General features: G+C 37.4%; 16 protein-coding genes and 1 riboswitch. Of the genes, 6 read left to right on the forward strand and 10 right to left on the reverse strand.

From position 1 onward, the window contains the following. Positions 1-91: 91 nt before the first annotated feature. The gene (locus tag CIL05_RS02720; protein ID WP_095653959.1) at positions 92-772 is read right to left on the reverse strand and encodes a phosphoribosylaminoimidazolesuccinocarboxamide synthase; all 681 of its coding nucleotides are present in this window, start codon (positions 770-772) and stop codon (positions 92-94) included. Positions 773-953: 181 nt separating this feature from the next. Between CIL05_RS02720 and CIL05_RS02725 the strand changes: the two genes are divergently transcribed. The 3 genes from CIL05_RS02725 (at position 954) to CIL05_RS02735 (ending at position 2,709) form a co-directional block, all read left to right on the forward strand. Next, positions 954-1,520: a sigma-70 family RNA polymerase sigma factor gene (locus CIL05_RS02725; RefSeq protein ID WP_095653960.1), complete on the forward strand. Its 567-nt coding sequence runs from the start codon at positions 954-956 to the stop codon at positions 1,518-1,520. A gap of 108 nt (positions 1,521-1,628) precedes the next feature. Then, positions 1,629-2,345 carry an SRPBCC domain-containing protein gene (locus CIL05_RS02730; protein ID WP_095653961.1) on the forward strand — a complete coding sequence of 239 codons (717 nt, stop codon included), beginning with the start codon at positions 1,629-1,631 and terminating at the stop codon, positions 2,343-2,345. 160 nt (positions 2,346-2,505) lie between these two features. After that, positions 2,506-2,709, forward strand: a complete 204-nt coding sequence (locus CIL05_RS02735; protein ID WP_095653962.1) for a DUF1657 domain-containing protein — start codon at positions 2,506-2,508, stop codon at positions 2,707-2,709. 88 nt (positions 2,710-2,797) lie between these two features. Here CIL05_RS02735 and CIL05_RS02740 read toward each other — a convergent pair whose 3' ends face one another. Together CIL05_RS02740 and metA are read right to left on the reverse strand one after the other, a co-directional pair. After that, the gene (locus CIL05_RS02740; RefSeq protein ID WP_095653963.1) at positions 2,798-3,010 is read right to left on the reverse strand and encodes a helix-turn-helix domain-containing protein; all 213 of its coding nucleotides are present in this window, start codon (positions 3,008-3,010) and stop codon (positions 2,798-2,800) included. Between the two features lie 300 nt (positions 3,011-3,310). Further along, complete coding sequence (metA, locus tag CIL05_RS02745; RefSeq protein ID WP_095653964.1) at positions 3,311-4,219, reverse strand: homoserine O-acetyltransferase MetA; 909 nt, start codon at positions 4,217-4,219, stop codon at positions 3,311-3,313. A 131-nt stretch (positions 4,220-4,350) separates the two neighbouring features. After that, a riboswitch (SAM riboswitch) is annotated at positions 4,351-4,453 on the reverse strand. Positions 4,454-4,708: 255 nt separating this feature from the next. On the opposite strand from metA, the gene CIL05_RS02750 reads away from it, so the two are divergent. Next, complete coding sequence (locus CIL05_RS02750; protein ID WP_095653965.1) at positions 4,709-5,503, forward strand: N-acetylmuramoyl-L-alanine amidase; 795 nt, start codon at positions 4,709-4,711, stop codon at positions 5,501-5,503. Positions 5,504-5,708: 205 nt separating this feature from the next. Here the strand turns inward: CIL05_RS02750 and CIL05_RS02755 are convergent, their stop codons facing one another. Both CIL05_RS02755 and CIL05_RS02760 read right to left on the reverse strand, forming a co-directional pair. Next, entirely contained in the window at positions 5,709-6,236 is a 528-nt protein-coding gene (locus CIL05_RS02755; RefSeq protein WP_095653966.1) for a D-glycero-alpha-D-manno-heptose-1,7-bisphosphate 7-phosphatase, read from the reverse strand. A gap of 63 nt (positions 6,237-6,299) precedes the next feature. Continuing rightward, on the reverse strand, positions 6,300-6,914 hold the full coding sequence (locus tag CIL05_RS02760) for a PH domain-containing protein (protein WP_095653967.1): 615 nt from the start codon (positions 6,912-6,914) through the stop codon (positions 6,300-6,302). A 240-nt stretch (positions 6,915-7,154) separates the two neighbouring features. On the opposite strand from CIL05_RS02760, the gene CIL05_RS02765 reads away from it, so the two are divergent. Next, the gene (locus tag CIL05_RS02765; protein ID WP_095653968.1) at positions 7,155-7,808 is read left to right on the forward strand and encodes a lysoplasmalogenase; all 654 of its coding nucleotides are present in this window, start codon (positions 7,155-7,157) and stop codon (positions 7,806-7,808) included. A 111-nt stretch (positions 7,809-7,919) separates the two neighbouring features. On the opposite strand, the gene CIL05_RS02770 is transcribed toward CIL05_RS02765, so the two are convergent. The 5 genes from CIL05_RS02770 to CIL05_RS02790 all read right to left on the reverse strand — a co-directional run bounded on the left by CIL05_RS02770 (position 7,920) and on the right by CIL05_RS02790 (position 14,066). Beyond that, positions 7,920-9,611, reverse strand: coding sequence for a transglutaminase domain-containing protein (locus CIL05_RS02770; protein ID WP_095653969.1), 1,692 nt, complete (start codon positions 9,609-9,611; stop codon positions 7,920-7,922). A 129-nt stretch (positions 9,612-9,740) separates the two neighbouring features. Then, the gene (locus CIL05_RS02775; protein ID WP_095653970.1) at positions 9,741-10,238 is read right to left on the reverse strand and encodes a PadR family transcriptional regulator; all 498 of its coding nucleotides are present in this window, start codon (positions 10,236-10,238) and stop codon (positions 9,741-9,743) included. Positions 10,239-10,250: 12 nt separating this feature from the next. Then, entirely contained in the window at positions 10,251-12,722 is a 2,472-nt protein-coding gene (locus CIL05_RS02780; protein WP_165769027.1) for an ABC transporter permease, read from the reverse strand. After that, positions 12,691-13,404 carry an ABC transporter ATP-binding protein gene (locus tag CIL05_RS02785; protein ID WP_095653972.1) on the reverse strand — a complete coding sequence of 238 codons (714 nt, stop codon included), beginning with the start codon at positions 13,402-13,404 and terminating at the stop codon, positions 12,691-12,693. The genes CIL05_RS02780 and CIL05_RS02785 overlap by 32 nt, the downstream gene beginning before the upstream one ends. A gap of 5 nt (positions 13,405-13,409) precedes the next feature. Further along, complete coding sequence (locus CIL05_RS02790) at positions 13,410-14,066, reverse strand: hypothetical protein (protein WP_338066912.1); 657 nt, start codon at positions 14,064-14,066, stop codon at positions 13,410-13,412. Positions 14,067-14,371: 305 nt separating this feature from the next. On the opposite strand from CIL05_RS02790, the gene CIL05_RS02795 reads away from it, so the two are divergent. Next, positions 14,372-14,494, forward strand: coding sequence for a DUF4023 family protein (locus tag CIL05_RS02795; protein ID WP_338066913.1), 123 nt, complete (start codon positions 14,372-14,374; stop codon positions 14,492-14,494). Positions 14,495-14,510: the final 16 nt, after the last annotated feature.

A 14,510-nucleotide genomic window follows, 5' to 3' on the forward strand; every position in this document is an offset into this window, starting at 1 on the left:
CTTCTATAAGGCAAAATCAACCAGACACAAGCACAAAGTGCATTCAAAAACAATCCACGGAGAAAAACATTCCGCAGATTGAAGTTTTGCATTATAACACGATTAACTTTTCCAAATCCAATGGTTCTATATACTTCCCGTCTTTATATGCTCTCATATTCCCACCGGATATTTCATCGATAAGGATGATTTGATTATTCTTATCCCTGCCAAACTCCAGTTTGATGTCATATAGCTCTACATCCTTCTTCGCTAATTCTTCCTTCACGACAAGGGAAATTCCCTTCGTGCGTTCCTTTAAAATGCTGTATTCCTCTTTGGTTAAAATTCCAAGCATGTCCAGTGCATCTTCACTAATTGGGGGATCCTGACGCTCATCATCTTTCAGGGTCACCTCAACAAATGCATCCAAGCTTTGACCTTCTTCCACATATTTCCCATAACGTCTTAAAAAACTGCCAACCGCCCGGTACCTGCAAATTACTTCAAGCCCCTGACCAAATACCGTTGCCGGAACAACTGTCATAGTCGCTTCCTCCGGATTGGCATCAATATAATGTGTTGGAATGTTTTTTTCTTTTAGTTTTTCAAAAAAAAGCTGTGTCAGTCGCAAGCCTGCTGCACCTGCACCCTCTATCGTAAGGCCAACCGTATTGGCCCCAGGATCAAATACACCGTCTTTTCCTGTTACATCATCTTTAAATTCCAACAAATAATTACCGTCACTCAACTCGTATACATCTTTTGTTTTTCCTGAAAATAATTGTTTCATCTGAAGCATTCCTCTCTTTTCAGATTTTGATATTACCATAATAACAGTTTTGGAAGAACTCTTCTCGAATTTTTCCGAAATTTTTTTAAAAAAATAGCACCCCCAAAACTGTTTTTCCTACGATAGTTGTTATAGAGATACTATTTATTTTATCAAAAATAAATACCTAGGGGGAAAAAAGATGGGCGAAAATAAAAATCAATTTACCTTTGAAGAAATTTTTAAGCAAAATGAGAGGCGAATTCATTTTCATATAAATCGGCTGAATATCCAGGATTCGAATCAGGACTTTTACCGCGAAGGGATATTCGCACTGTGGAATGCATATGAGACATACAAGCCCGACAAAGGGCCAATGGCTACCTATTTCAATTACAATATTCGTAATCGCTTAATTGATATGATCCGTAAAGATAACCGAAGAAATGAAGTACAAGAAACCTTTATTATTGAAAATATAGCAGATTTTAATGATGGTAATTACATTCGAAGCTCAGATTCAAGCACATCAATCACAAATGTTTCAGATACTGTGTTGGAGAATCAGGAAATGTGGCAGCAACTGAAAGCACAGCTCACAGAAAATCAATGGAAATGGGTATACTACCACATTATTGATGGAATGACCCTAAAGGATATAGCATTCCAGGAAAATAAGACACTCGAGGCAGTAAAAAGCTGGGGCAAACAGGTACGAAAGAAATTAAGGGATAATGAATTTCGAAAAGTGATTGACTGGAAGGTGTAAATTGAGCTTTAGAGTGTGTAAAACAGAAATCAACTTATGCATTTCTTTAAATTTATTTAGAAATACTATATCATAATCAGTAAGCTATATATAGAAAAGAGGAATAATATGAGTGGAATTAAAGAGTCCATAAAAAGAGATATTGTTGTGAATGCATCGATTGATAAAATTTGGGACGCTTTAACCAAACCTGAAGATTTAAATCGCTGGTACACCAAAGAAGCCAAGCTGGACTTTCGTGTTGGTGGGCATTGTAAGATGGTTCATGGTTGGGGCGCAGAAACATCCGGTACCTTTATAGATATAGTTCAACATAAAAAGATTGTCCTTGAAAGCGAAGATGGACACTTTAAAACGATTACTACATTGGATCAGGAGAAGGATGGTGTACGTGTCACCATTGAATACGAAACACCTTTTATCGGGGAAGAAGGAGAAGCTGCAAAAGAAAATATGGCATTTGCCACTTTCCAATTCCTTGAAAATTTAAAAAGTGTTTATGAAGAAAATCAGGACATCCGTTCAAACATGTGGAAGGCATGGATTGGCCTTATTCATACAACGAACAATCCAGCAGGAGCAGAGTCACTTGTTGACGGCAGTAAAGTGGTACATGCTGCAAATGAATCCCCGGCTGATGCTGCAGGAATTAAAGCCAAAGATGTAATTACAGAAGTAGATGGGCGTCCTGTACAAAGCTATGAATCATTGGAAAGAATAATCAATAACAGTAAAATTGGCGGGACAATTGCATTGACCATTGTAAGGAAAAAGGAACAAATTACCTTAGATTGTGAAGTCGCTAAATATCCTGTTCCGTACTAAGTGCTCCATAATAGAGCGGTGTTATATGAAAAACAAGCCATCAATACGTGATGATGGCTTGTTTTTTTATTCTTTTTTATAGGCAAGGATTGCTTCCAAATAAAGGTTGTTATACAAAAAGCCATTATGGCAAACATATTTACAGGGAGGTGATTGTAAAATGACAGTAGGAACAAAAATGCAGCAAGCAATCGCAGGCTGTGAAAGTTCATTAGCCAGTCTAAAAACATTCGCATTGGATACAGATGACCAAAACGCAAAACAAATGTTTCAAAATATGGCTCAACAGCAACAAACAATCGTTGACAATCTAAATGCACGACTGCAATATATTGAATCAGAGGAACCTCAATTTAAACAGTAGTAAACATATCCTCTAAAAACACAAAAGATAAGTCACTTTTTTAAAATGACTTATCTTTTGTGTCTAAATTATTTGTATCCTGACACAACTAAGAAACCTTCTGATCACCGGTTAGTAAATATTCTGCAGATACATTAAAGAATTCTGCGATTCTCTCTATATGATTCAAACTCGGTTTTTTCTTCCCAAGTTCGTAGCTCCATATAATACTTTTCACAAAGTTAATTTGATCTGCATATTCCTCTACAGTTAAACCTTTCTCTTCACGAAGTTCTTTTAATCTGTCTCCAATATTATACATAAAAACCACTCCATCTCTAGTTGTAAATTAGACCTATTGTCTAAATATTTTATTATTTTAATCTTATCATATAATTACAATTAATTGTTACTATTTGCTCAAGGAATATGTAATATATTAAAAATCAATCAGAAAAGAGGGAATTAATCAAATAAAAATGGCACACAGTTGGCTTATTTTTTTGTGATATAAAAAAACCGTTATAAGCAGTTTTATGCTAATAACGGTTTCTTTTCTTATGTATAAGAGGAAGCCATAAAAAATGGATCTACTCTATTTTTCTGTTATTTCTTCATCCGGCTACTTCCACTCATAAGGTGTTTGCTGATAAACATAATAATTAAGCCAGTTGGAGAATAGCAAATGAGTGTGTGAACGCCATGTATTTGGTGGCTGCTCGCCGGGATTGTCATTTGGAAAATAGTTTTTTGGTACACCAATATCCAATCCTTTACTGAGATCACGTTCATATTCTTCAGCAAGTGTTGTTGCATCATATTCTAAATGGCCGGTAATCATAATGTTTCTTGCATCATTAGACATAATTATAAATGGTGCATTTTCCTCTGATATAGAAAGTAATGAGATCGATTCATTATTTTTAATTTCCTCTGCCAATACGGTCGTATGCCGTGAATGTGGTGCATTGAATACTTCGTCAAATCCCTGAACGAGCTTAATCGTTGGATCTGTTAGATGATGCTTATAAATACCAAAGGATTTCTTTGGCAGCTCATATTTGCCAACCCCATAATGATAATGCAATGCAGCCTGGGCTCCCCAACAAATATGCAGTACAGAGGTCACATTATGCTTTGTCCATTCCATAACTTCCGTTAGCTCTTCCCAATAATTCACTTTTTCAAATTCCAAATGCTCGATCGGTGCTCCTGTTATTATCATTCCATCAAATCGGCGGTCATTAATCTTTTCAAATGTCGTGTAAAATGTATCCAAATGGTATTCACTAACATTTTTGGATTGATGTGTCGCCATCCTCAGGAAAGTAATATTGACCTGGAGCGGAGTATTCCCAAGAAGTCTTAAAAGCTGTAGTTCTGTTCTTTCTTTTTCCGGCATCAAATTTAAAATTAGTATATTAAGTGGACGGATATCCTGAGTTCTGGCTCTATCTTCATCCATCACAAAAATCTTCTCCTGTTTTAAAACTTCCCGTACAGGCAATTTTTTCGGTATATTTATTGGCAACGTATATCTCCCCTTTTATTTTTTCGAATATATATGATCCGTTGAATATTATGTTAATTTATTTTGTAATAGCTTTATCCCTTTAAAAATAAAAAAACCTTTTGCTTTGATTGCAAAAAGGAGTCTCACCATTTTTATCATTCAAAGCAGCTGCCTTGTTGGTAGTAGCACCTTATCTATTGTAGGTTGCTGTGACGTCGCGGAGCCAATTCTCTCGATCACTCTTAATATCTATTTAATTAATTTCCAGTATATATGATATCCACGTAAATGTAAAAATTACTACTTTTTGATTTATAAACGCTTGCATGTGCCCCCAAATTCATTTTTCCTTCGATAGTAGTTATAGCAGTACACTAATGGATGACTACCCACAAAAGTTGGTGACAGTCATGGATTTTTAATAAGATAATGACGTTTGTCCAACTTAGTTTTGCAACCTGCCATATGCTATTAGTGTTAAAAAAATTAAGAATGGGGGACATTTTAATGAAGCTTTATTTAGATCCGGGACATGGTGGATCAGACCCGGGTGCCAGTGGAAATGGGATAAAGGAAAAGGATATCGTTTTGGATATCGCAATTAAAATACGGACAATTTTAACGAATGATTATGAAAATGCTGTGATAAAAATGAGCAGAACAAGTGATAGTACGAAGAGTTTACAGCAGCGAACCAATGAGGCTAATTCCTGGGGAGCAGATTATTATTTATCCATTCATTGTAATGCTTTCAATGGAACAGCCCAAGGATATGAGGACTTTATCCATAGCAGCTTATCCAACAATTCGAAAACCGCTAAATATCAGGACATTTTGCATGCTGAGATTGCGAAAGTGAATCAACTTAGAAACCGTGGACAGAAAAAGGCGAATTTCCATGTATTACGCGAAACAACTATGTCAGCACTTTTAACAGAAAATGGTTTTATCGATCATGCAAGTGATGCAGCTTTGATGAAAAAATCTTCATGGCGCCAAAGAATTGCACAAGGACATGTAAATGGACTAGCAAGGGCTTTTAATCTTCAAAGAAAAGAGAACGGCTCTAAAACAATTTATAAAATCATCGCCGGCTCCTTCAAATCAAAAGCTAATGCAGATGAACGAAAAGATTTCCTGAATACAAAGGGCATTGAATCGTTTGTAGATCAGGTATCTATTTCCGGAGAGCGGTGGTACCGCGTTCAAGCCGGTGCATTTTCCAACCGAACGAATGCAGACGTACGTTTGAATGAAGTAAAAAATGCAGGTATAGCAGATGCATATATTATTAGTGAATAGAAAATCCTGGAGTATAGTAGGTTAGTATAAAAATTAATTGACTCAACAAGTTCTGGCAACAAACTCTGGAGTAACAGTGTCGAAAGTGGTAGTAGGGAGACTATATTGATGAAGGAAATGAAAAAATAGATGAAGCAAGAGATAAAAAGAATGATCAATAATCTTGTTCCGGCTGTACCATTTGGTGTAGCCGGACTTTTAATGGTTAACTAGAGGCTACCCACTTCGCAAAGGAAAATAGATCAGGAAAATACATATCTGCACTCGTGTGATCTTCCTTTCGATCCCCGACTAAAACGGTTTGTGTTCCCGCTTCCCTTCCGGCTTCTATATCGGGGGCTCTATCACCTACCATGTAGCTATTCGCAACGTCAACATCATGTTTCTTTGCTAAATTCAGAATCATTTGAGGCTTTGGCTTACGACAGGCACATGCTGCTTTCGGTTTATGTGGACAATAAGCAATATCATCAATATTTGCACCAAAAGCTGCTAAGTCAGCTTCCATCTTTTTATGGACAGCATGTAAAGCTGACTCCTTCATGAAACCAAGGCCAATTCCACCTTGATTCGTAACAACAAAAACCTTAAACCCTTCTTCATTAAAAATTTTAATTGCTTGCCCAACCCTATCCAACAGATAAAAATCCTCCGGCTTGTTTACAAATTTTACCCGGTGACTAAGCACCTCATTGATTACACCATCACGGTCTAAAAACACAGCCTCTTTCATAAAATCACCTTTTCTAAGGATAATATAATGATTAGTTTTTAGATTTGGGCTGGATTTATTCGTTTAATTATTTATATACTTCTCAAAGATATCCCCAAAGTCTTTCTCATGATACTGGTCACGCACTGATTTTAACCAGGAAAATCCATACTCTGTTAATTCTTTATATTGTTCTGCCAGATTTGTTTCATTTGTTCTTGAATTTTGCAGAACGGTAACAGCTTTATCCAGACTTTGCCCAGCCATTTCTGAAATAACACCATTTTCATGTGTAGTTTCGGAAATATGAAGCAGAGCTTTGTACAGATCTTTTAAATTGTCAATTTCATCTTTATGAACATCAATAGTAATCGGTTGGTTGCCTAAGGTTAATTTGATTTCTATATCCAAATCGACTCTTCCGGCTGTTTCCAGGAGTACGTTTGTTATTTTATTCTGTGAGTAAGGATAACGGTACAAGGTTCGTTTGGAAGAAGAAGCCTTTTCACCATCTACATGGATTAAAGCTAAGTTGGTGAAGCAATATTCATCGGCTTTTGTTTTAATCAGAAAGTAAATTTTTTCATCATCTTCATGTCTAACATAATCATCAGCATCGGTTTTATCATAATCCTCTGGTCCGATAATTTTACCAATATCAGATAAACCTAAAGCATCTGAAGCTAACTTCTTTAACATTTCTATCTCTCTCCTTCTATTTTTAAAATTAATATGTTCAGAATTATTGTATCATTTAGGTGTTTTAATTTAAACCATTCTTTAAATCTCGATAAAATTCGGACATCCCCATGTAAATCGGTATAACCAAATCCATCAGAATATAATGCAAAAGATAGAAATCACAATTATAGTTATTTTAGAGGGATTTAACCCACCTATGTAGAAATATGTATTAACTGAGCTTAGGGCGTGATCTGATTGATAATGTATCGTTTACCCATACTTATATTACTTATGAGCATTCTTTATATTTTCATCATTCCGGAAGAACCTTTAGGCATTAAACTTCTATTCAAATTGATCCCAATGGCCATGATTATCTTTTATGCCATTAGAAAACTTCCTGGAAAGAAGTCGCTCACACATTGGCTGATCCTAATCGGATTATTCTTCAGCATGATAGGTGATGGAACACTGCACTGGTTTGTTGTTGGTTTATCTGCCTTTCTGATTGGACATCTATTTTATATGACAGGTTTTTTTGCAAAATGGAATTTTTCTGTGATTCGATTTTTGATGATCGTTCCTATTGCTGTATATGGGTTTTTCATGGGAAGTGAGCTGTTGAATGCATTGAAGCAGGAGGGAAATGATACTTTAATTATTCCAGTGCTTGCTTATATTATAGTTATTTCATTGATGGCTTGGTCTGCAGTGATGACAGGGAATAAATGGGTGATCATGGGAAGTATTTTGTTTGTTATTTCTGATAGTATATTGGCATGGAATATGTTTGTAGCACCTGTGAATTTCTCCGGAGAACTTATTATGTCGACATACTATGGAGCGCAATTTCTGATTGCACATAGTCTGGGAACGATTGTGAAAAGAAGTAATCGGGTTGTATGGTAGCAATTAAAATGCCAGACCTGCACGCAGCTAGGCCTGGCATCTTTTCAATATGCTTACTCTTTGTTTAACCATATCTGCATCTTGTTAAACATTTTCTTAAGGAATTATATGTCAATACATAATCCCTTCCCTTGTATGAGTCTCAGCTAAAAAGTTAGGATCCGGATCAAAATAGTCTTCGTTGTAGTGGAAATGGAATTGGCCATCCTGCACATAGCCTGCGCCCCATGTAGGATCCATTTCAAGCCACTCTCCATCTACTTTTACTTCCACCCATGCATGGCGTTCACCTGCATAGCCTTCCACATAATGTGATTTGATCCCAATCGCTCGTAATAACGCTGTTGCAAGAAATGCATAGTCCTGACAAATACCAATACCGGATTCTAGTGTTGATAATGCACTGTCCCCAATATTGAAAATATCATTTTCTGCTTTTTCTACATCATAAGCAACATGCTCTGCAACAAACTGATAAATAGCTTTTGCCTTTTCCCGTTCACTTTCAAGTCCGGCAGTAAGTTCTTCCGCTTTTTGAATGATTGCCGGGTGATCTGACTCAATGCCTCGGGATGGCAATAGATCACGTTCATCAACTATACCTTCTACCTGATGATTTATTTTTACCACACCTTGAAAATAAAACATAGATTGATCATGCTGCTCGAGATCAGGTACATTAATTATCACTTCATAATCTCCTGGCCCGAACCTGAAGTATGCCGTTCCATCGAATTGATAGTTTTCCACCGGGATAAGGTAGCCTGATTCCAAATTTTCATCCAGGTGTTTTACTGTAACAATCACATAGTTAATATCCGCCGCACCTGGAGCTTCAGGATCTATTTCCCCTGCAACCTGGTATGCCTGCTGGTCGAGCACAGCTTCTGTATGAAAGGTTGGTTCGTCAAGTGATACGCCACGGGTGATATATTCATTGTATTTCTCCATCTCGGCAAAAACAGTTTCTGTTTGATTATCTGCATAAAAGGAGGCTGATTCATAATAAAGATCCTCCGCTTCATTATATGTCTGAATACGAATGTGATGGATTCCTTCTCCAAAGTATAATGGCACATCTCCTGAAAACTTATTATCTTTAACCGGAAACAGGATTTGTCTGTTTTCATTTTCCTTGTTTACCTGAACGAGCACCATCTCCCCTGTATGATCTTCCGGAACAGTCCCTTCGATATGTACACCGGCTTCAGAATCACTGATACCAAAAGCTGGACTCGTTAGCTGAATATTATTTTTCACTCCATACTTTGTATACTCGACTTCACGCTCTACATTCTGATCCTGATTGATTACATCAAAGGAGGCAGCTTCATAGTATTTGTCCTCTTCTCCAGCTTTATTACTTGGAACCCGTACACTTACCTGATATTCACCTTCTCCATGATGAAGCTTCATTTGCTTGGAAAATTCCCCGTTTTCTAATGGGATATAATAATTAAAATCATTCTTTTCGATCTTCTTCATGGGTTCATCAGTTGTGATAACAACCCAGATAAGGTTTTCATTGAAATTATCAGCCTGTCCAATCGTCCCTTTAAGTTCTACGATCGTATTAGCAGAGATTTCTTCTTTTTCAGGTGATATAAGGGAAAAGTCAATTTCTTCTGCATATGGACTTAATTGAATGGCTGCACTTTCTATTACTTCTGTATCCTCTGCTTCAACTTCTTTAACTTCTTCTTGCTTTTCATCCTCGCTCGGTTCAGCACTTTCCTCATTGGAACAGCCCACCACCACAAGAAGCATAGAAATAATTGCGAATACAATCCTTACCTGTTTCACTATATCACCCGATTCATGAATTTTTGGAAAATATTACTTCTATCATACTATGAAAGTCAGGATGGGGAAATTAAAAAAATGCTCAAAGCTACAATAACTTGAGCATTTTTAGATATATTTTTTCAGTAACTAATCCCTTGCAATCATATCAAGCCACTTAATATCTGCTTCCAAATGAAGCAAAGCACCCTCCACAAGCATCTTCATCGTTTTATTCCCCGATTGGTTCATCTGCTTCCTCAATTGGGTAAGATTCAAGACATCTTTCATCATTGTTTGCTTTTGAACCTGGATCATCCTCTGTTTATCTTTATAATCCACAAAACTCGCACAAAGGTATTTGAAATAAAATTCATCTTTGAGTAAAGAACGTCCAACAGGTTTTTCCAGCCAGTTCCACAGCTCATCTTTTCCTTGTTTGGTAATTGTGTATTGTTTTCGATCCTTCAGGTCATGGCCAGGTGATTCAACAAGGTTATCTCTTTCCAGTCTGTCGAGTGTTGTGTATACCTGACCAGCATTAAGCGGCCACATGCTCTCAACGAGTTCATCGAAGCCTGTTTTCAATTCATAGCCATGTCTTGGTTTTTCATATAGCAATGCAAGTAGTGAATGTTTTACAGACATAAAGATCCCCGCTTACTCATAAGATATCGCTTCCTTTACTGGTACGCTTGATGCTATGACGCTTGGTAGCCATGATGCAAAAAATGTGAATAGTAAGCCGCCTGAAATCGCTAAAATTAAGCTGGTCCATGGAACCGTAAAGCTTAATAGTGCCTGCGCCTGGTCAGATTGTGAATTTAAATAGATAACCAGAATTCCGTAACCGATCCCTACGATTACACCCACTAAACCAATAATTAAACCCTCTGCAATGATCATAAATCTGACCTGCCCTTTTGTAAAACCGATTGCTCGCATTGTACCAATTTCCTTGACCCGCTCGAGTGTATTCATAAATAAGGTATTGCTGATTCCAATTGCTGATAAAACAATAATGAGCAGAAGCAGTCCCTGCATAAGCTCGTTCATTCCAGTTAATGCATTAGTAGACTGTGCAACCGTCATGGATGCACTATTAACATTGGATAACTCATCACCATAAGTCTCCCAGACCTGATCATAAACAAGGGGAATACTTGCTTCGTCATTGGCAGTAATCGCTAAATTATACTGCCCAGTCCAATTAAGGACTGTTCTAAGTGTCGACTCTTCTACAAACGCTACATAGTTCGTGTAGTGAGATGTCTGCACACTTCCTTTCACAAAGAAATCGGTTTTGCCAGAAGGGGTATTCATTGTAAAAACATCCCCAACTTCTCCTCCCCACTCAGCTAATGCACGTTCCCCAAGATAGAGAGTCGCAAGTTCGGTGGCTTCGTTTGCTTCAGCTGTGATAAGGAAAATCTCTGCTTCCTCAGCCTCTCCTGAAAAACTCATGATCGAAAATTCCCGTTCCTCTTCATTTTGAGTTTCCCACGTAACATTCGGTATGTCAGCAAATCGATAGGCACTTGCAATACCTTCCATCGCTTCAACGGTTTCCAGATCCCCGTCCTGCCATGGGCTTTCTTTAACCACATGAATGTCCCCACCGTATGTTGAGCGAACTTCTGATTCCATTCCATCAGGTAGTGACTCAAGTGTCGCACTCATAAACAATGCTAAACTAACACCAATCGCAAGCATCGCGGATGTATTAACATTGCGGTTTTCAAATTGTTTAACAGATCTAATCGCTTGTTTGCCAGAATAATTGAAGATCCACTTGAATAATGGACTGATCATTGATTGAATTCCCCGCATAAATAACGGGTACAAAAGCACGAGCCCAATAAAAAGGAACAAAAAGGCAATATTGTTATCGATTAATCCAATTCCCGTACAAATCACACCTGCTACTATTCGTATCGTATTTCCACCTTTACTAGCTCTTTGTTGTGCTGCCTTATCAACCATTGCTTCCATAACTGGTGTTTTTCCTGCTTGGTATACAGGAAAAGCAGCAGCCAGAAAGGGAAACAGAATTCCAACAGCTGCAGAAATAATAAGTGGAACAGTTAATTCCAAATCATACGTTATATTCTGTGTAGCAATAGCAGCCATTAGCATTTCCTGAAAAAACCCACCAAACAATATACCAATTGGTAGAGCAAGAGTGGTTCCTATTAGTGCAAGAAGTCCAATTTCCTGTAATACAAGACGGTTAATGTTTCCATTTGTATAGCCTAAACTCTTCATGACAGCAAATTCTTTTCTTCGTTCAATAATACTTGCATAAATCATGTTAAACACAATAAAGCCACTTATAAAGACAGATAATATTGCGATAATGTTGAACGTCCAATATAGTCCTTCCATATCATTATTTTGTCTTCCATCGATCACGACTGGCTGTATATATAGATCAGAGGATGAAAGCTCTGCCTGGTAGGAGGTAAGAAGCTCATCACTTCTTTCGTGATTCTTTGTTGCAAACCTGTAATTGGTAATTTCGTCTTCCATCCCAGTCCAATTTTGGAGAGTATCAAGTGGAATCATTACACGTGAATGCTGAAAAGCTGCCTTTTCCATCGTCTGTGGGCTTTTTAACATAGACCCTTCATAGACAATTGCAGTTACTTCCATACTTCCCATATCTTTAAATATAACTGTATCGCCTATCTCTTTCCCCCAGAGATTTGCCGCATTCTCTGTAATAATAAGTCCTTCTTTTGTAACGTCTCCTTCTTTTTCGGGAAGTTCGTTTATTCCATTATCAAAGCTTGCGACACCTGTAATTCTTACAGAAGCTTGAGCGGGACTTACGCCATCTAGTTCAACAAATCCCTGCTTTAATAATGCTGCGTTTCCCTTGTCAAAATCCTCCCGGTCTACCAACCAGTCCAGCTCACTTTCCTGAAATGAAAAGCCATTACTCTGAATCCAATAATCTGCATTGCCTGCATATAATTGTTCATAGTGATTCAGCGTGCTTGAGGTTGTTTGCTTGGCGATAAGCATTCCTGCCATAACAACAACACCAATAATAAGTGCAATAAGTGTAAAGAAAAATCGCTTTTTGTTTCGTGTTAAATTACGCCATGAAACGAGAAAGGAACTCAGCATAATCGTCATCCTCCCGTTGTACTTCCGTTTCAATGAGCCCATCTTTAAATAAAACAATTCGATCTGCATAGCCTGCTGCAAACAAGTCGTGGGTCACCATCACAATCGTCTGTCCCCTATCCTGATGAAAAGCAGACAATAAATCCAGAATATCACTGGATCTTTCCCTGTCCAGATTACCAGTTGGCTCATCTGCCAGAAGAATATCCGGTTGATGAATAAGTGCTCTTGCTATCGCAACACGCTGTTGCTGCCCACCACTCAATTCATATGGAAAACGCTTGTCATAGCCTTTCAGATCCACTGCATTTAAAAGCTCATGTATAGCTACCGAATCAACTTTCCTTCCGTCTGCATGTAATGGAAAAGCAATATTTTCATAAACGGATAATGTTGGCAGGAGCTGATAGCTTTGAAAAACAAAACCAATTTTTCTGCGTCTGATAATTGTCCGCTGTTTCTCTGTTTTCTTTTGCAATTCGACCCCATCAAGCTTAATCGCTCCCTCTGTAGGAACATCAAGACCACCAAGTAATTGGAGAAGCGTACTTTTTCCAGATCCACTTGGCCCCATAATTGCTACAAATTCACCCTTCTGAACAGAAAAATCAATGCCTTTAAGAACAGAAGTTTTTTCTCCTCCAGTATTAAACACCTTTTTTAAACCAATTGTTTGAATCATAATCGTCACCCTTTCGAATTAGATGGAAAAATCGTATAAGACCACGAATAAATAAAATCGATGATAAAAACAAGTCCCCATAGCTGCGAAAAACCATAGATAATTTCATTGGGATAAGGTGTTTCAGCAACGTTTTCAGTTCCCTCCATACTGAACCATGATAGATCCGTTAGATAATTAAGAAAGTCTCCCATACTACCTGACGTATAAATCCATATCCCTGCTTGAACTACTACAAATACAATCAGATGTGCCATTGCACTAAAGCGATATTTTCTCGCCACATATCGCGGGTCTTTCTGTTTGTTCATGATTTGTATGTCTTTTTCTGAAAGGAGCTCGACACCACGCCAGCCACCAATTTTCCTGCGCATCAAGCGATCCAATTTCAAAAAGTCAAAAATCCCAAACGTACATGCATAGATCACAAAAATTGTTATGACGATCTGAAAAGTAGATATTTCACCTGTTTCCTGATAAATCATTAAAGCCATTATCGCTTCGAGTACCAATAATAGGAGGAATAGTAGCAAAAATAACAAACTGAATTTGCGCCTATCAAAGAAATAACGCACCGCCCCAAATAGAAGTAGTGATATAACGGATAACACTTCAGCTGTGATAAATATTTCCCATTGAAATTTTAATATCAATTCCATCATTACATTATTTACCCCAATCCTTATATACTGAGTATCTAGTTACTGAGTATATATATACCGAGTAACTATGTCAATAGTTTTTACATATTTTTTTCAAACTTATCTATAAAATTATTTTGGGAAAACATGAGACAATCAGTTACTTGCTGCGACCCTGTAAATATTAATAACTTTAATGGTTAAACTAACTTGGCAGTAAAGAAAGTATATCCATATTTCTTTCTGCATAAGCGCAACTAAGGCATCGCCGAAGTCCTGGCGAATGCCAAGTTTTCTAATAGTAAATTCTTAACGAGGAGGTTTATATGGTGGGCAACACGAACGATTTTGTAAAAAAATTTAAAGATACAAAGAAGAAGGACAATAAAAACAGGAATAGACAGGGCCATGGTGATCCTTCAAAAAAACTGCCTAATAAACGACATTAAGCATTGCCTGAAAAAA

This window comes from Virgibacillus profundi (assembly GCF_002287375.1).
Lineage (GTDB): Bacteria > Bacillota > Bacilli > Bacillales > Amphibacillaceae > Virgibacillus_K > Virgibacillus_K profundi.